Annotated in this window: 15 protein-coding genes and 2 pseudogenes; 7 read left to right on the top strand and 10 right to left on the bottom strand. The window is 69.8% G+C overall.

The features are described 5' to 3' along the window. Positions 1-55 precede the first annotated feature (55 nt). Positions 56-1315: a M20/M25/M40 family metallo-hydrolase gene (locus K4B79_RS10275; RefSeq protein ID WP_232026146.1), complete on the bottom strand. Its 1260-nt coding sequence runs from the start codon at positions 1313-1315 to the stop codon at positions 56-58. 312 nt (positions 1316-1627) lie between these two features. Here K4B79_RS10275 and K4B79_RS10270 point away from each other — a divergent pair, with 312 nt between their 5' ends. The 5 genes from K4B79_RS10270 (at position 1628) to K4B79_RS10250 (ending at position 6165) form a co-directional block, all read left to right on the top strand. Continuing rightward, positions 1628-2560 (top strand): ATP-binding cassette domain-containing protein, encoded by a 933-nt coding sequence (locus K4B79_RS10270; protein ID WP_232026145.1) that lies wholly within the window; start codon positions 1628-1630, stop codon positions 2558-2560. Continuing rightward, positions 2560-3408 carry an ABC transporter permease gene (locus tag K4B79_RS10265; protein WP_232026144.1) on the top strand — a complete coding sequence of 283 codons (849 nt, stop codon included), beginning with the start codon at positions 2560-2562 and terminating at the stop codon, positions 3406-3408. The genes K4B79_RS10270 and K4B79_RS10265 overlap by 1 nt, the downstream gene beginning before the upstream one ends. A gap of 16 nt (positions 3409-3424) precedes the next feature. Beyond that, positions 3425-4843: a sensor histidine kinase gene (locus K4B79_RS10260; RefSeq protein WP_308280422.1), complete on the top strand. Its 1419-nt coding sequence runs from the start codon at positions 3425-3427 to the stop codon at positions 4841-4843. Next, positions 4840-5511: a response regulator gene (locus K4B79_RS10255; protein ID WP_232026143.1), complete on the top strand. Its 672-nt coding sequence runs from the start codon at positions 4840-4842 to the stop codon at positions 5509-5511. The genes K4B79_RS10260 and K4B79_RS10255 overlap by 4 nt, the downstream gene beginning before the upstream one ends. Before the next feature lie 408 nt (positions 5512-5919). Next, entirely contained in the window at positions 5920-6165 is a 246-nt protein-coding gene (locus tag K4B79_RS10250) for a hypothetical protein (protein WP_232026142.1), read from the top strand. A gap of 113 nt (positions 6166-6278) precedes the next feature. Here K4B79_RS10250 and K4B79_RS10245 read toward each other — a convergent pair whose 3' ends face one another. From K4B79_RS10245 to K4B79_RS10235, 3 genes are all read right to left on the bottom strand, one after another. Beyond that, positions 6279-6944 carry an NAD(P)H-dependent oxidoreductase gene (locus tag K4B79_RS10245; protein ID WP_232026141.1) on the bottom strand — a complete coding sequence of 222 codons (666 nt, stop codon included), beginning with the start codon at positions 6942-6944 and terminating at the stop codon, positions 6279-6281. A gap of 90 nt (positions 6945-7034) precedes the next feature. Continuing rightward, positions 7035-7928 carry an alpha/beta hydrolase gene (locus K4B79_RS10240; RefSeq protein WP_232026140.1) on the bottom strand — a complete coding sequence of 298 codons (894 nt, stop codon included), beginning with the start codon at positions 7926-7928 and terminating at the stop codon, positions 7035-7037. A gap of 40 nt (positions 7929-7968) precedes the next feature. Continuing rightward, positions 7969-9189, bottom strand: a complete 1221-nt coding sequence (locus tag K4B79_RS10235) for an FAD-dependent oxidoreductase (protein ID WP_232026139.1) — start codon at positions 9187-9189, stop codon at positions 7969-7971. A gap of 202 nt (positions 9190-9391) precedes the next feature. Between K4B79_RS10235 and K4B79_RS10230 the strand changes: the two genes are divergently transcribed. After that, complete coding sequence (locus tag K4B79_RS10230) at positions 9392-10306, top strand: LysR family transcriptional regulator (protein WP_232026138.1); 915 nt, start codon at positions 9392-9394, stop codon at positions 10304-10306. A 63-nt stretch (positions 10307-10369) separates the two neighbouring features. On the opposite strand, the pseudogene K4B79_RS48580 reads toward K4B79_RS10230, so the two are convergent. Next, a pseudogene (locus K4B79_RS48580) lies at positions 10370-10475 on the bottom strand (IS5/IS1182 family transposase); the annotation flags it as partial. Between the two features lie 366 nt (positions 10476-10841). On the opposite strand from K4B79_RS48580, the gene K4B79_RS10220 reads away from it, so the two are divergent. Next, on the top strand, positions 10842-11003 hold the full coding sequence (locus K4B79_RS10220) for a hypothetical protein (protein WP_232026137.1): 162 nt from the start codon (positions 10842-10844) through the stop codon (positions 11001-11003). Positions 11004-11114: 111 nt separating this feature from the next. On the opposite strand, the gene K4B79_RS10215 is transcribed toward K4B79_RS10220, so the two are convergent. The 5 genes and pseudogenes from K4B79_RS10215 to K4B79_RS10200 form a co-directional block, all read right to left on the bottom strand. Further along, a complete protein-coding gene (locus K4B79_RS10215) occupies positions 11115-11399 on the bottom strand; it encodes a hypothetical protein (protein ID WP_374208445.1) in 285 nt (94 codons plus the stop codon). Positions 11400-11486: 87 nt separating this feature from the next. Continuing rightward, positions 11487-13220, bottom strand: a complete 1734-nt coding sequence (locus K4B79_RS10210) for a hypothetical protein (RefSeq protein ID WP_232026136.1) — start codon at positions 13218-13220, stop codon at positions 11487-11489. Then, positions 13217-14236 (bottom strand): integrase, encoded by a 1020-nt coding sequence (locus K4B79_RS10205; RefSeq protein WP_308280421.1) that lies wholly within the window; start codon positions 14234-14236, stop codon positions 13217-13219. Before K4B79_RS10205 ends, K4B79_RS10210 begins: the two co-directional genes overlap by 4 nt. 157 nt (positions 14237-14393) lie before the next feature. Continuing rightward, positions 14394-14615: pseudogene (locus tag K4B79_RS48245) on the bottom strand (site-specific integrase); the annotation flags it as partial. A 275-nt stretch (positions 14616-14890) separates the two neighbouring features. Beyond that, on the bottom strand, positions 14891-15250 hold the full coding sequence (locus tag K4B79_RS10200; RefSeq protein WP_232026135.1) for an amidohydrolase family protein: 360 nt from the start codon (positions 15248-15250) through the stop codon (positions 14891-14893). Positions 15251-15431 lie beyond the last annotated feature (181 nt).

Genomic DNA, 15431 nt, shown 5'->3' with positions numbered 1-15431 from the left:
CACAGGTCTGCCGCCCTCGGACGCCACGCGCTCGGACGAAGCCACATGCGAACTGTCAGGCGGTGCGCAGGAATTCGTCGAGGACCCGTTCCCCGAAGCGGATGGAGTCCACGGGCACGCGCTCGTCGACGCCATGGAACAGCGCGGCGAAGTCCAGGTCGGGAGGCAGAAGGAGAGGCGAGAAGCCGAAGTTCCGGATACCGAGGCGTGCGAAGCGTTTCGCGTCCGTCCCTCCCGACATCATGTAGGGCAGCACGATCGCGTTCGGGTCGTGCTCAAGCAGTGCGCCGACCATGGCGTCGACGATGTCGCCGTCGAACGTCGTGACGAGGCTTTCCTGTTCGTGCCACTCCAGCTCGATCCCGGGGCCGAGGAGTTGGGCCAGCTCGGTGTCGAAGGCTTCCTGGCGGCCGGGGAGCAGGCGGCAGTCGACCTCGGCCTCCGCGACTGCCGGGATCACGTTCGACTTGTAGCCGGCGTTCACGACCGTGACGTTGGCGGTGTCGCGGATCGTCGCCCCGATGATCCGCCCGAGTCCGCCGAGGCGACCCACGATCTCCTCGGCCTGCGTGTCCTCGGTGAACTCCCATCCGCCGGCCTTGCTGATGCCTTCCAGGAATTGCCGCACCGTCGGGGTGAGAGTGAGGGGGAACCGGTGCTTGCTCAGCGTGGCGACTGCTTCGCCGAGCCGGCCGATCGGATTGTCCTCGGCCAGCATGGAGCCGTGACCGGCCACTCCGTGGGCGCGGATCTTCAACCAGCGCTTGCTCTTCTCGGCTGTCTGGATGAGGTAGGCGCGGGTCCCGTTGTCCAGCGTGTGAGAGAAGCCGCCGACCTCGCCGATCGCCTCGGTGACTCCGCCCAGTAGGTCCGGGTGGTTCTCGACGAGATACCCCGAACCCATTCTTCCGCCCGCTTCCTCGCCGGCCACGAAGGCGAAGACGATGTCGCGGGCGGGGACGATGCCGTAGCGCTTGTACCGGATGGCGAGCGCGAGGCTCATGGCGACCATGTTCTTCATGTCCACGGCACCGCGGCCCCAGACGTAGCCGTCGCGGATCTCACCGGAGAGGGGGTGGACGGTCCAGTCGAGCGGGTCGGCGGGAACGACGTCCAGATGGCCGTGGACCAGGAGCGCGCCTCGGTTCTTGTCGGTCCCTTCCAGGCGGACCACCACTGAGTGACGGTCGTTGCCGGCGTCGACGTAGTGCACTTCATAGCCGGCGTCGCTCAACGCTGTGGCGACGAACTCGGCAGCAGTGCGCTCTCCCGTGGTGGTGTCGTCCTCCCCCGTGTTGGTCGAGTTCCCCGTCAAGTTCAGCTGTTCAGCCTCCTGAAGGTCTTGAGCTCTTACCGGACGGTCGAACCGGCCTGCATGCCCGGCAGCGCCTGGCTCTTCCAGAGCACAGCCCCGACAGCCCCTGGACCGCGCAGCGGCAACTGCGACGCGGTGGCGGCGGATCTCGCCGGTGGTGGGGTCAACGTTGTGCGACCCCACTGGTACCGAGGTACCACGGCGATGCCGAAGTGTCCCCCCTGGTCCCAGGGACGCGGCCCGTTCCGTACCTAGCTTTGAGACACGCGCTCCGGACCGGCCGGAGCAGCGGGAGTGGATCGGGATCAACCCATGATCGAAGTTCGAGAGTTGACCAAACGATATGGTGACAAGACCGCGGTGGACCGGCTGAGCTTCAGCGTGAAGCCAGGCCAGGTCACCGGTTTCCTCGGTCCCAACGGAGCCGGCAAGTCCACCACGATGCGCGTGATCATCGGCCTGGACGCGCCTACCAGCGGCTCGGCGATGGTGAACGGCCGCCGCTACGCCCGGCACGCCGCGCCACTGCAGGAGATCGGTTCGCTGCTGGAGGCCAGGTCCGTCCACCCGGGCCGCACCGCCTTCACCCACCTGATGGCCCTCGCCCGTACTCACGGGATCCCGCGTCGCCGCGTCGACGAGGTCATCGACCTGGCCGGGCTGCACAGTGTGGCTCACAAGCGGGCCGGGGCCTTCTCCCTGGGCATGGGCCAGCGGCTCGGCATCGCGGCGGCGCTGCTCGGCGACCCGGAGATCATCATGCTCGACGAGCCGGTCAACGGTCTGGACCCGGAGGGCGTGCTGTGGGTGCGCCAGTTGCTGGCGGGGCTGGCCGCCGAGGGACGGACGGTGATGCTGTCCTCGCATCTGATGAGTGAGACGGCGCTGATCGCCGACCATCTGGTCGTCGTCGGCCGGGGCCGGCTGCTGGCGGACACCACGGTCGACGGCCTGATCCAGGAGGTCGGAGGCAGGGGCGTGAAGGTCGCCACCACCGAGCCGGAACAACTGCGCTCGCTGCTGTCGGGGCCGGGCGTCAGCGTCACGTCCTCGACCGCGGAGGAACTGGTCGTCCTGGGCGTGGACGCGCGTGGCATCGGCGCGATCGCCGCGCAACACGGGATTCCGCTGTACGAGCTCACCCCGCAGACCGTTTCCTTGGAGGAGGCGTTCATGGGCATCACCAGCGACGCGGTGGAGTACCACAGCGTCCCCGCCGACACTGCCGCCCGGAGGGCCGCCTGATGACCATCACCGTCACGCCGGACATCGCGGACGCCGCACTTGCCCGCCCCGACCGGCCCGCCTACCGGGTCACGGCGCTCGGGGTGCTGCGCTCGGAGTGGGGCAAGTTCTGGTCGCTGCGGTCCAGTTGGATCACCCTGGGCGTGTCCCTGTTCCTGCTGACCGCCATCGGTGCAATCGCCGCCGCCACATACAGCCCGGGCAGCAATGGCGGCGGTCCGCCCGGATCGTCCTCCGGCCCCGAGGACGCCGTCAGCGTGGCCCTGACGGGCCTGACGTTCGCCTCACTGGCCGTTGGCGTCCTGGGGGTCCTGATGTCAGCCGGTGAGTACAGTACGGGCATGATCCGCTCCACGCTGGCGGCGGTGCCCAGGCGGCTGCCGGTGCTGTGGTCGAAGAGCGTCGTCACCGGCGTTCTCGTTGTGCCCGTGGCCGTCATCGGCGCGCTGGCAGCGTTCGGGCTGGGTGTTGCGTCCCTGGACGGCCAGAGCATCTCCATGTCCCTCGGGGACGACGGGGTGCTGCGTTCCCTGATCGGAGCGGGCCTCTATCTGGGACTGGTGGGTGTGTGGGGTGTGGCCCTGGGCTCGCTGTTGCGCTCCACCGCCAGCGGCATCACCGTGCTGGTGAGCAGCCTGCTGATCCTGCCGGGCCTGACCTCGCTGCTGCCCGCGTCCTGGAAGGACGACATCACGCCGTATCTGCCCAGCAACGCCGGCCAAGCGGTGACGCACCTGCACCAGGCCACCGACTCGCTCGGCCCTTGGGCGGGCCTGGCGGTGTTCGCCGGATGGGTGGCGCTGACACTGGCCGGGGCGGCATACCGGCTTGTCCGTGCGGACGTCTGACCGATTGGGCGAGAGCATGCCTGCGACGGGTACGACAGGACGGGCGGAGGCCGGGAGCGCGGGCCGCCGCCCCTGCTCCGGCCGGCTGGCCCTCGCGCCGCCCCCCGGCTTGGAGGCGGCCTGGTCGCATCCGCTCATGGGGCGTCTGCTGCGCGCGCAGCGGCACCTGAAGTGGGGCGGCCGTCGGCATCCGTGGCTGTTCGACTCGGCAATCGTGCTGGTCGTCGCCGCTGTGACGGTGTTCCGCTCCCCGGGCGAGCACGGCCCGTTCGGCGAGATCCGGGCGCTCGCCGACCTGCCGTTGGGCCTCGAGACGGCCTTGTCCGCCATGCTCGTCGTGCCGCTGTGGTGGCGGCGCAGGGCGCCGACGGCCGTCTTCACGGTGATCGCGGTGTGCGCCCCGGCCCTCATGGCGCTCGGCCTGCTGCTGCCGACGGGCGGGTGTCTGCTCATCGCCCTGTTCAACCTGGCACTGAACGGCCCCCTGCGCAGGCTTGGCTGGGCGGCCGCCGCGACGACCGTCGAGCTGAACGCGGCGGTGTGGTTCCTCGCACCCGCCGACCGGCTGTGGCAGGGCCTGCTGACGGTGGCGAGCCAGGAGATCGCCGCGATCGCCCTGGGCCTGGCCCTGCGCACCCGGCGGGTGTACCTCGCGGCGCTGGAGGACCGGGCGGCCCGACTGGAGATCGAGCGTGAGCAGCGCGAGAGGCTGACCGCCGCCGCCGAACGCTCCCGGGTGGCCCGCGAGATGCACGACATCGTCGGCCACAACCTGTCTGTCATGGTGGGACTCGCGGACGGCGCCGCCACCCTCGCCTCCAGCACGGGTGAGCGGTCCGAAGAGGCCCTGCGCATGATCGGGGACACCGGACGGCAGGCGATGAGCGAACTGCGGCGCGTCCTGGGTGTCCTGGGCGACGAATCCGACGACCAGGCCGAGCGGCTCAGCCCGCAGCCCGGCGTCCGCGATCTGGACCCACTGCTGACCCGGGTCCGTGCGGCCGGTGTGAATGTCACCTGCCGGACGTCAGGAGACATCGACGCCCTCGGCAGCGGGGTGCAACTGACCGTCTACCGCGTCGTCCAGGAAGCCCTGACCAACACCCTCAAGCACGCCGGCACCGGCTCGGCAGCGAACGTCACCGTCACCGCCGGGAACGGACACATCCGGATCAGCGTCTCCGACACCGGGCCGCCCCCCGGCGCCCGGACATCTGCGCGGCCCCTGGCAGAGGCCGACGGTCCGGGACACGGACTGGTCGGTATCCGACAGCGGACCGCAATGTACGGCGGCACCGTCACCGCGGGGCCGCGTGACGACCGGCCCGGCTGGACCGTGGACGTGACACTCACCGATCCGCCGGCGTCTGCCCCGTCCCCCGCACAAGCCCCCGCCCCAGGAGACCCGCAGCCCCAGGGAGAGCAGACCCCATGACCACCGTGCTGATCGCCGACGACCAGCCTCTGCAACGCCTCGGCTTCCGCATGCTTCTCCAGGGCACCCCGGGCATGGAGTGCGTGGGCGAGGCCGGACACGGCGCCGAAGCCGTCCGCATCGCCGCCGAACTGCGCCCGGACGTCGTCCTCATGGACGTCCGCATGCCCGGCATGGACGGCATCGAGGCCACCCGGCGGATCGTCGCCGCCGGCGGCCGTACCCGCGTGCTGATCCTCACCACCTTCGACCTGGACGAGTACGCGTACGAGGGGCTGCGCGCCGGAGCGAGCGGCTTCCTGCTCAAGGACGCCCGCCCCGAGGAAGTCGTCGCCGGGATCCATGCCGTGGCGACGGGCGACGCGGTCGTCGCTCCCAGACTGACCAGACGCCTGCTGGACGCCCACGCCCATCGGGTGCTCTCTCCCGCCTCCCCCGCAGAGCCGCACACCGATCCCAGGCTGCGGACGCTGAGCGAGCGCGAGCACGAGGTCCTGGTGGCGATCGGCAAAGGCTGGACCAACGCGGAGATAGCCGAGCGGCTGGTCCTCACGGAATCCACCGTCAAGAAACACGTCGGCCGGGTCCTCGCGAAGATCGGTGCGCGCGACCGCATTCAAGCCGTGATCATGGCCTATGACGCCGGGCTGGTCACGCCCCGCTCCTGATCCGCCGCAACCCCGGCTCGCAAGGGGTTGCGGCGGCCACCTCCACTGTCACGAGATGGCGCAGGGCATAGCCGCAATGCCAATCGGGCCACGGGCGGGCACTCGCACTGTGCAGGGCTTGTTGCGGCCACGGAGGGCGGCACCGGTGCCTCGTCGCCATCACACCCGCAGCGGCCGACCGCGTCGGCCTGGTAGAAAGCGGACATCTGACCGCCAGTTCGGTGGTGACAGCCGAGTTCCTCCAGTCCTCAGGCGGACGGCTTGCCGGGCATCGGCCCGCTACGGGGCGCGGCCCTCGAACGGGCCGTTGCGGACGGACTCCGGCTCGGTGTCCAGGTCCCAGGCGGCGACCTGGCGGTCCCCAGGGCCCGGGTGCAGGCCGCCAGCAGGTCGACGTCACCTGGGGCCGTGCCCGTGGAGCTGAGGTTCATCCAGGTCCAGCGCATCGAGGGGGACGCTGGCACCCGGCCCCTCTGCCGGTCGAGCCGGCTCTCACCGGAGACCCTGTATGACCTGCCCCGGACCGAGAGGGTGCCGGTGGTCCTCATGGACGGCAGCGCGAACTCGTACTGGATCTCGCCGAGCATGTCCCACACGCCGGTGCATCCTGGGGTCGACCGGTCCGCTGACGGCCCCGGCATCGTCGGTGCCTGAGAGCCCGCGAACGGTCGTCTACGGCCGCGGTGGGCGCAGGACGGGGACGCTGTCACGGAACGCGGCGGCGTGCTTGTCGATCTCCTGGGGGTCCGGCTCCAGTGAGGCGGCGCTCAACAGTTCCACGTGCCGCATTCGGCGCGGCCGCCGCGCAGCACGATCAGGTCGAGGTGGCACATCGGGCAGGTGCCGGGCTCCCCCAGGAACCGGACCTCGTCGTGGGGCAGACCGAGCTGCCGGGCAACCGCGGCGCCCAGCCGCTCGGCGCCCAGCACAGCTGCCGGGTCGGTGGCTATGCCGCCCAGGCCGCCGGGGGTGGGGACTTCCATCTGGTCGGCGACGGCCATGTGCAGGGGGAAGGCCAGGGCGTGCAGAGTGGGCAGCGTCAGCGTGCGCCAGTGGGGTGACGGGCAGCCTCCCACGGCGATGAAGCCGGCCACGCGCGGCTTGAGGACCCGCGGGTCGGGGGCCGTGTCGAGGCCCAGAAGGCCGCGAGTCTCCTTCTGCTCGGCCGGGCCGTGTTCGCGGTGGGCGAGGGCTTCACGGACGAAGATGACGTCCGTGCGCGGACCGAAGGCGCGGTCGATGAGGAGTTTCAACGCGCCCGGTGCGCTGCGGGTGTAGGTGGGGGAGCTGACGATCACGCCGTCCGCGTCGAGCAGCTGGTCGCAGAACCAGGCCACGGCTGTCCCTTCGCGCGCGGCCGCGGTGAGCGCGGCCTTCAGCAGTACCTCGGCACTGCCGCCCTCCTGCCCGCAGGCAAGTCCGAGCAGACGCATCGACGACACCTCTCGGTGTTCGGGGGATGGGGTCGGTCCGCCGGGCCACGCGGGCTCCGGCGGACCGGACGGGGGCGGATGGCAGGGCGGTCAGCCGCGCAGGGTGGCTGCCAGCCAGTCGGCGCTGCGGGTGATGATCTCGGGGAAGTGGTTCGAGAGGATCTCGTAGTGCTGGCCCGGGTACTCGATGACCTCCTTCGGGTCGGGGATCCGCTCGTACATCTCGCGGGCCTCCTCGACGGGGGCGACGGTGTCCTTGGAGGCGAGGATCATCAGGACCGGGGCGGTGATGCGTTCGGCGTAGGCGCGCACCTCCATCTCGAAGATGCGGTCGAGGGTCGAGATGGTGATCTCGTTCCGGAAGCTGGGCAGATGGTGGATCATGTTCTCGACGAATTCCAGACCCTCCTGGTCGCTGAACATGACCGGGTCCCCGGGTTCCGGGACGCCGTGCAGGCGGATGCTCGCGGCCGGCTCGCCGCGCAGCTGGGCCTGACGGTCGGCGGGGATGAGGGCTTCCAGCTCCGCGAGCGTGTCGGCCGGTTGCAGGGTGCGCGCGCTCCAGCCGCTGACCGGGGGGATGATGCTGACCACCGCTTTGACCCGGCGGTCGGTGGCGGCCGTGAAGAGGGAGTTGGCGCCACCGATGCTGATGCCCCACAGGGCGATGCGGTCGGGGTCGATGTCCTCGCGCAGGGTCAGATGGGTGATGACGTCGCGCAGGTCCCGGCACTGCTGCCAGGGATCGAACTGCTGACGGGGTTCGCCGTCGCTGTAGCCGGTGTTGCGGTGGTCGTAGATCAGGCAGGCCAGACCGGCGTCGGTGAAGCCCCGGGCCATGGCGAACATGGATTCCGCGGGACCGCCCAGGCCGCCCTGGAGGATGGCGACGGGCGGGCGTTCGGGGCCGTCGGTCGGGCTGAACAGTTTGCCCCGCAGGGTCAGTTCCGACACTCGGAACTCGATGTCTTCGGTGACGGGCATGGTTCTCCTCGTGGTGCGGCTCGTGTCGGGAAGTCGGCGATCAGGTGCGGCTGACGGGGAGGTCGTCGGGCAGGAAGTCGATGTCGGCGGCCCGCGGGTCGGCCGAGGCGCGCAGGATGGGGAAGACCTCGGCGCGCATCTCGGTCTCGTACTCGGCCACGACCTCCGCCACGGGTGTGTCGCCGTGGGCGGCGCGCTCCAGGGCCCGGGCGAGAGCCGCGGCGTCGCGCAGTGCCGTGTTGGCACCGGAGCCGAACGAGGGAGGCATGGCGTGGATCGCGTCACCGAGCAGGGTGACACGGCCGGCCGGCCAGGGGTCTGCCGGCTGTAGGTGACGCGTGGACACCGGGAAGATCGTCGACGCGTCGACGTGCTCGACGAGATCGGCCAGGGCCGGGTCCCAGCCCCGTACCGCGGTGCGCATCAGCGCGTGCAGGGTGTCGGCCGAGCTGTGCCACAGGTCGGGAGCCCCGGCGGCGACAGGGCTGCCAGGCGGAAGGCCGAGGTTGACCATGATGTAGGGATCTACGGGATCGACGGGGGCGCCGGGCGCCAGTTCGGCCACCGCCTCGGCGACCGGCCTGCGCGGCCGGTACACGCCGTACGCGAACATCGCGCCGTTCGGCCCCGTCGCGACGGCGAAACCGTCGAACAGTGCCTCGGGCAGGCGCGCTGCCAGATCGTCGGTCAGCGGTGCGATGGAGTACAGGCCGCGCATTCCGGTGTCCACGACCGGAACATCGGGCAGCAACTGCCTGCGCACGACGGAGTTGATGCCGTCGGCGCCCACCAGTACGTCCCCGGTCGCGCTCGTGCCGTCGTCGAGCAGCACCCGCACCTTCTCGCCGTCCGTCTCGAAGCCGGTGACGGTGCTGTCGTAGCGGACGATGTCCTCCAGGCCCAGGCCCATGATCTGGCGCAGCGTGCGCCTGTTGACCGCTGTGTGAGGCCGCCGCGGGTCGTTGGGCGGGCCGATGTGGGGACGGGCGCCCAGTTCGCGGGCCTGGTGGTCGAGCATGACCATGACCTCACGGCGCGGCGTCTCGCGCGAGGTCTGCATGTACAGCTCGAAGAGGTTGTCCGGCAGGCACTGCTGGAGAGCGCGGCCACCCGCACCGTTCATGTGCAGGCGGTAGCCGGCCCGCCCGACGCCCGGCGCGCTCTCGTAGACGGTGCAACTGATGCCCACGCGGCGAAGACCCTGCGCCAGACAGAGCCCTCCCATGCCTCCGCCGGCGATCAGGACATGGAACGACGGCATTGTCGCCTCCTTGATGGGCTCGGAACACCTGCATCGATCGGTGCAGGCCCGAGAATGCGAACGTCTGGGTGTGGTGGCGGTCCGTGTGACACGGGGTCCCGCCGAACCGTGTCACCACTCTTGCGTCCGCACTGGGATCAGGGAAGCCGAAATCGCCTATCCTCAACATAGACAGGGCTGATGATCATTCGAGGTGGGTGCCATGACTCTGGACCTCAACCTGCTACCGCCGCTGGACGCGCTCCTCCAGGAGCGCAGTGTGACGCGGGCCGCACAACGGCTCGGTCTGAGCCAGCCCACACTGAGCGCAGCCCTGGCCCGGCTTCGCCGGCACTACGGCGACGAACTCCTCGTCAGGGTGGGCAACAGCTACGAACTGACCCCCCTTGCCGAACGACTGGTGGAACACACCGAGCAGGCCCTGAACTGGGCGGACCGGGTCCTCCAGACGCGCCCCGACTTCGATCCCGCTCAGGCCCGGCACGAGTTCACCGTGATCATGGCCGACTGCCAACTGCCCACGTTCGGGCGGGCCTTGGCCGACCTGGTCCGCACCACCGCGCCGAACGTGCGGCTGCGATTCCAGCACAGCACCGAACGGGTCGTGCAGCAGGCACTGGACAACCTGCGCACGGTGGACGCCCTCGTCCTGCCCCAGGGCATCCTGTCGAACATCCCCACCTTCGACCTGTACAAGGACCGTTGGGTGTGCGTGATGTCCGCCGACCGCGCCCCGACCGTCCTCGGGCGGGAGGAACTGACGGAACACCCTTGGGTATTGCCCTACCGTCACCCGTCGCCGGTCTTCTCCCCCCTGAACCGCCTGCACGCCGAAGGCATCGAACCGCACGCGGAGATCGTCACGGAGAACTTCCTGGCCATTCCCCACCTGGTCGCGGGGACCGACCGGATCGGCCTGATGCCCGAACGGGTCGCGATCCCCGCCCTCTCCGGACAACCGATCACCGTCGTCCAACCCGCCTTCGAGATCGGCCACTTGGTGGAGTCCCTGTGGTGGCATCCCCTCCATGAGCGGGAACCGGCCCACATATGGCTGCGTCGCATGGCCGCTCAGGCCGGCCAGGCTGTAGACAGCGGCCCCATAACATCGTGTTAGATCCGGATGTCCAACTTTGGACGTCACTTCCCGTCGCATGCCTCCAGAGGGCTCAGTGCCTGGCGCTAACCATCGCCGCAGGTGGTCGTAGTCGTATCGCTTGTCGGCGTGGAGCTTGCCCGGCTTGCGCCGCCGTCGGCCGCGGCGAGAGCCGGATCGACGGTATGCCCTACTTTCTTGATCGTGGTTCGAACTGGTCACTCGTAAGATCAACAGAACTCAGGGGGCTCTGGGTATGACTGTCAGCGGTTCGCCATGAGATGGCTGGAAAGGCTTGGCCGCCCGGAGCCCCGCGACGACTCGTCGGAGTTGGCGGCATAAGCGGCATAAGTAGTCCGGGGGCTAGTCGGGCGGTGGCTGTGGTCATTGTGCGGGGTTGGCGTCCGTTTCCTTTGGGGTCCGGCTGTGAGGAGTTTCGGGAGGTAGCGGACGGAGAGTCCGGTCTCCGCCGGGTGTCGCAACGCTGTGTCGAGGTTAGTCCCTCGGTCGAGGCGAGGGATGTGGGCCGTGGAGTGGTGACCAGGATCAGCGGCACATGGACTACATGATCAGCCCTGGCCTGTGGGGGCAGATCGACGAGGTGCTCGCCGGAGGCACCAGGGCTTCCCGGCGGGCCGCGCTGAGTGATGTCGTGTCGGTGCTGGCGTTTGTGCCGCAGTCGCTGCTGCGGATCCTGGAGATGACGGGCGCCGATTAAGGTCCTGCAGGTCTGTGACATCGTCGCGGAGGCCGAAGCAGCGTTCAGCGACCGCGAGGATGCGGCTGGAAGCCTCCTTTGAGGCGCATCGCCAGCCGCCGGCGGCGGCTGTCACGTTGGTGGTCGGTGTAGCGGCACGACGTTGTCGGCGGCAGTTGAACCCGTCTGCTGATCGTCGTCGTGGATGAGCACGGCGCTGGCGAGGGTGAGTCTGGCCACCAGATGGCGGAGCTCTTCGATCTCGGCTTTCTGTCGGGCGACGGTCTCCTTGAGCTTGGTGACGGTTTCCCGCAGGCGTCTTTCGGGCTCCGGGACCTGCCGGGTCTCGGTGCGCACCCGCTCGTAGAACACGTTCTTCAGGTCGGTGTGCCGTCTGAGGAGGGCCATGCGGTGCACGCCTGATCCACTCAGGCAGCACCACGGGGCTGTCCGGGGTGGGCATGGACAGCACGTACGGGTCGAGGTCGGCAGTGGCGCCGTTGGTCACGGGGTGAGTTCTCCTTTCACCAGGAGGTGGACCAGAGTGCGGTCAGCGTCGTCCACACGGGCCAGGGCCGCTGTCCAGGCCGTCGGCCCGACCTTGTCGCGCAGGTCATCGAGCCGTAGTGCGTGCTCGCCCCATCGTTCCTGCCACGTGCCATCGGGCAGAGGGGATCGCAGGCTCTGTAGCACCTGGTGCAGGTGGGCGAGCCGGGGATGATGCCCCGGGTGGACACGGGCGTTGGGGCAGGCCAGGCAGAGCAGAAAGTCTGCGGCGCAGCCGCCCTCCGGGTCGGGCCAGGGGCTGGACGTCTCGTCCGCGCAGTCCGCGGTCACCGTCTGCTGGTGGGCAGGATCCTGCGCGCCCGCGACGTGGCCGGCGAACACTACGGCCCGGGCCTGGTCGAGGGCCTCGCGGGCTCCGGCCTCGAAGACGCTCTGTGAGGCGCGTTGCACCTGCTCGTCGGGGAGCACGTAGACACTTTGATGCGTGCCCGGGGAGTGCTGAAGGGGACGGCCCTCGCGGGTCACGGTCGTGCGTCGGGTGCGCCTGAACGGAGCTCCGTCCAGCCCGTGCCGTTGCGCCCACCACTGCGCATCGCCATGGCCGACACCGAAGGCCAGAGGGCCCACCGGCCGGGGCCGCTCGGTGTGCTGGTGCCGGCGCGTGGGGTAGTGCATCCGCGCGACCATCAGCAGCCCTATGCCTGGATCGAGGCGGGCGGCCAGTGCACGGCCGTGCGCGGTGGCCTCCAGCGCCTGGGTGATCAGCCGCCCCGGGGAGTCGGCCCCGCAGTCGGTGATGTTCTCCGTGGAGAACCAGTGGCCGCGGCCCTTGCGGCGCTTTTCGATCTGCAGCTGGTAGGTCACCCAGGCTGTCTCGCCGACCGACGGCGCCCGGGTCGGGGCCGGCAGGCAGTCGTAGACGGACAGATTCCACCCGAACCGGTCGGTCAGCAGCACCGCCAGTGCCGTGAGCTCCGAGCGCGACAAGAACAGCCGTCCCCATGTGGCCTCCGCTCCGCTGTCTCCCAGCAGCACGCGGTTTTTCACGCAGTGATGCCCGCGCGCAGTGATCGTGGTGGGCACCTCGCCGGTGCGCGCGAGGTGATCGAGAATCTGGCCGATCTTCCATTCCCGGCTGCCTTCCGCCAGCTCGCCGGCGCGCCAGCTCTCCAGCAGGCGGGTGTTCTCCCGGATCCGCAGCAGCGCGGACCGGAACTGCCGCTGCGCGGCCAACACCACCCGCTCCCGCTCCTGCTTGTCATAGGACTTCTCATACGGCCTCGGGCTGGGGATGCGCCGAGCGAGTTCGTCCGCGACCGACCCGCTGGCCAGCCGCGGATCTGCCGTCAGCAACGGCCTGACCTGCCGCAGCACGCTCTTGCCGGTGTTGGTGGCGATGTGCCGGGCGCGCCAGCGCTTGAGCTGCGCGGTGGTCAGATCCCCCAGGTCCTTGGGAGGCTGGTCCAGTTCGGCGACGAACCGGGCGAACGCGTTCAGCGCGACCCAGTAGCGCTGGGCGGTCGCGTGGCTGGTCCATCCCGGCGCCCGGGCGGCGAACACCGTCGCCAGCGACCGCTGCATCGGCTCGGCGACCGGCAGCTCAGCGAAGTCGAACGCCTTCGTGTATCCCGCGTTGTTAACGACCCTCACTACCACCCCGTCGGGGGCCAGGAGCGGCTCGGTGCGGTGGTCGGCCGGAGGCAGGACGGTCCGCCGTCCCCGCCCGGTCACGAGCCCGCCTCCAGCAGCATCTCGATGTCCTGGATGCCCTGCGACTCCCGGGCCAGCCGTGCGAACACGCCCTCCAGGTCCTCGACTTGTTGCTCCTGGTCGTCGCCGGTGGCTGCGGCCGCGAGGATCGACTCCAGCTGCAGGTGCGCGACCCGCGCGAGGTAGTGCCGTTTCGTGATCTCCACGTCTGCGTGCCCGAGGAGCATCTTCACCAGCCACCAGGGGTCACCGAACAGCAGGGCGAAGTCCCGCCGGTCCGCGGCGGTGAGCCCGTAGCGGGACTCCATCAGCTGGTTCAGCACCACCAACATGTACAGGGCGTACGAGTGCCGCGCGGCGTGCGGGGTGGCGTACGGGCTCTTCCCGCGGACCTCCGCCAGCCGGAAATCCCGGCTGATCTGCCGCTCTTCCTCGGTGACCAGGACCTCCTCGCAGCGCTGGTTCGCGGCCCTGAACACGCCGTTCCACCGGTCCGGGACCATGGGCAGCCCCTGCTCGGTCAGCCACAACCATGCAGGCTCCGGCCCGTCGGGCCCCTCGAGGAACAGCCACTGCCGCTCGCGCCAGTCCAGGCGGCCAAGTTCCTGACCGCCGACGACACCGTCGGCGTCGACCCACTCGATCCGCGGCTTCAGCCCGCGGGTCACCTTCGTGACCAGCCGCATCGTGGGCAGCTTCTCGTAGCGGCCCGCCGCCTGGGCGCGCTGCACCGCCCAGGCCCGCTCCGACTCCACGTAAGCCTCGACCTGGCCGACCGCGTCGATGGACGCGTAGAAGACCCGGCCCTGTTTCGCCCGGGTGAGCGACGCGGCGACGTGCCCGTGGCAGTAGCGGCCAAACCGCAGGCGTCGGCTGGGCAACTCGAAGGTGAGCAGCGCGCCGCCCTCCTGCCGCCGCAGACCGGAGCTGAGCAGCAGCTGCACGAAGCTGGTGTTGCGCAGCTCCGTCCGCGCCTCCCACCCCGGTGCCGGAAACCCGGCGCGGGTGTGGCCGCGCAGCCCGATGTCCGACCACAAGCCCCCAGGCCCGCAACGTCAGCCACAGCACCCGCGAGCTCACCGAGTCCGCAGCCCGGTCCTCGCGCCGCGAAACGTCCACCGGCAGCGGGTAGACCTTCGCCCACCGGAACAGCTTGGTGAACGCGGACGCCTCCCGGTCCCACTTCGTCCCGCCGATCCGGCCCGGATTCTCCGCCGCCCGGCACCTCCAGTGCCGGTAATCCGCCAGGTCCTGCCGCGTCGCCCTCCGCCACGGCACTCCCCGCGAAGACAGAAAGGTCAGCAGCGGGCGGATATCCGTCGCGTAGTTCCGCTTCGTCTCCCGCTCCAGGTTCCGAAACTCATGAGAGCGGACGAAGTCCAGCAGATCCCGGTCGACCGTGCCGTCCGGCGCCACAAACACCGGATCACCCGGCCGCAGACCGATCCGGGCGACCGCCGCCGGCAAGTCCTGTACCCCCAGAACCCCCTCAGGCGGCAGCGTCCCCCAGCGTCCGGGATCCGGTACACACACCACATGCCACTCGTTCAACCAACGCCTCCCCTGACGCTTGAACTCGCTTAATCATCAGGGAAGCAGCGTCGATCCGGATGAGCGCGCTGGTGAGGTCGACGGCCTGGTTCGCGGTGTCCTCGATGGCGGGCGGGGTCTGAGCTGCCAGGCGTCGGGGGTCAGTGGTCGGCATGGACGATCTCTCCGTCGAGAATGGTGTGGCGCACGGCGAGTTGAGGGATGTCGTGCGGGTCGAGTGTCAGAAGGTCACCGTCCAGGACACACAGGTCGGCCACCTTTCCCGGTTCGACCGTGCCCTTCCAGCCCTCGGCGGAGTCCTGCCATGCCGCGTTGGTGGTGTACGTGCGGAGTGCCGCCTCGAGGCCGATCCGCTGGTCCGGTCCAGAAACCCTGCCACTCCCCCGCCCTTCGCGCAGGATCATCGTCGAGATCCCCTGGAGCCAGTCCGGCGCCGTCACGGGTGCGTCGGAGCCACTGGTGACCGGGATCCCGGCGGCGAGCGCGTCGTGATACGGCATCTCGCAGTGTGGTGGCGGTCTTCATGGGCGGCTTGACGGCAGTGGGTCGAGCACCACCGGGGAGGGCTGAGTCGAACGCCATCGCCGTACGCGCGTACCGGTTCCCCATCGTCTCCCCGGTGCTCCGTTAGTGGCCAGGACATCAACCCGGGCGGCTCTCAAGCCACATGCACGCGTATGT

It is taken from the genome of Streptomyces lincolnensis (assembly GCF_021173675.1).
In the GTDB taxonomy this organism is placed as follows: Bacteria; Actinomycetota; Actinomycetes; order Streptomycetales; family Streptomycetaceae; genus Streptomyces; species Streptomyces lincolnensis_B.
Note: the sequence above shows the minus strand (reverse complement) of the source record. Positions and strands in the feature narration are given on the sequence as shown.

Bases quoted from the DNA above. Each gene is read 5' to 3' on its own strand.
- K4B79_RS10270 (WP_232026145.1), top strand. From the start codon at position 1,628: ATGATCGAAGTTCGAGAGTTGACCAAACGATATGGTGACAAGACCGCG.
- K4B79_RS10265 (WP_232026144.1), top strand. From the start codon at position 2,560: ATGACCATCACCGTCACGCCGGACATCGCGGACGCCGCACTTGCCCGC.
- K4B79_RS10260 (WP_308280422.1), top strand. From the start codon at position 3,425: ATGCCTGCGACGGGTACGACAGGACGGGCGGAGGCCGGGAGCGCGGGC.
- K4B79_RS10255 (WP_232026143.1), top strand. From the start codon at position 4,840: ATGACCACCGTGCTGATCGCCGACGACCAGCCTCTGCAACGCCTCGGC.
- K4B79_RS10245 (WP_232026141.1), bottom strand. From the start codon at position 6,944: ATGCGTCTGCTCGGACTTGCCTGCGGGCAGGAGGGCGGCAGTGCCGAG.
- K4B79_RS10240 (WP_232026140.1), bottom strand. From the start codon at position 7,928: ATGCCCGTCACCGAAGACATCGAGTTCCGAGTGTCGGAACTGACCCTG.
- K4B79_RS10235 (WP_232026139.1), bottom strand. From the start codon at position 9,189: ATGCCGTCGTTCCATGTCCTGATCGCCGGCGGAGGCATGGGAGGGCTC.
- K4B79_RS10230 (WP_232026138.1), top strand. From the start codon at position 9,392: ATGACTCTGGACCTCAACCTGCTACCGCCGCTGGACGCGCTCCTCCAG.
- K4B79_RS10220 (WP_232026137.1), top strand. From the start codon at position 10,842: ATGGACTACATGATCAGCCCTGGCCTGTGGGGGCAGATCGACGAGGTG.
- K4B79_RS10200 (WP_232026135.1), bottom strand. From the start codon at position 15,250: ATGCCGTATCACGACGCGCTCGCCGCCGGGATCCCGGTCACCAGTGGC.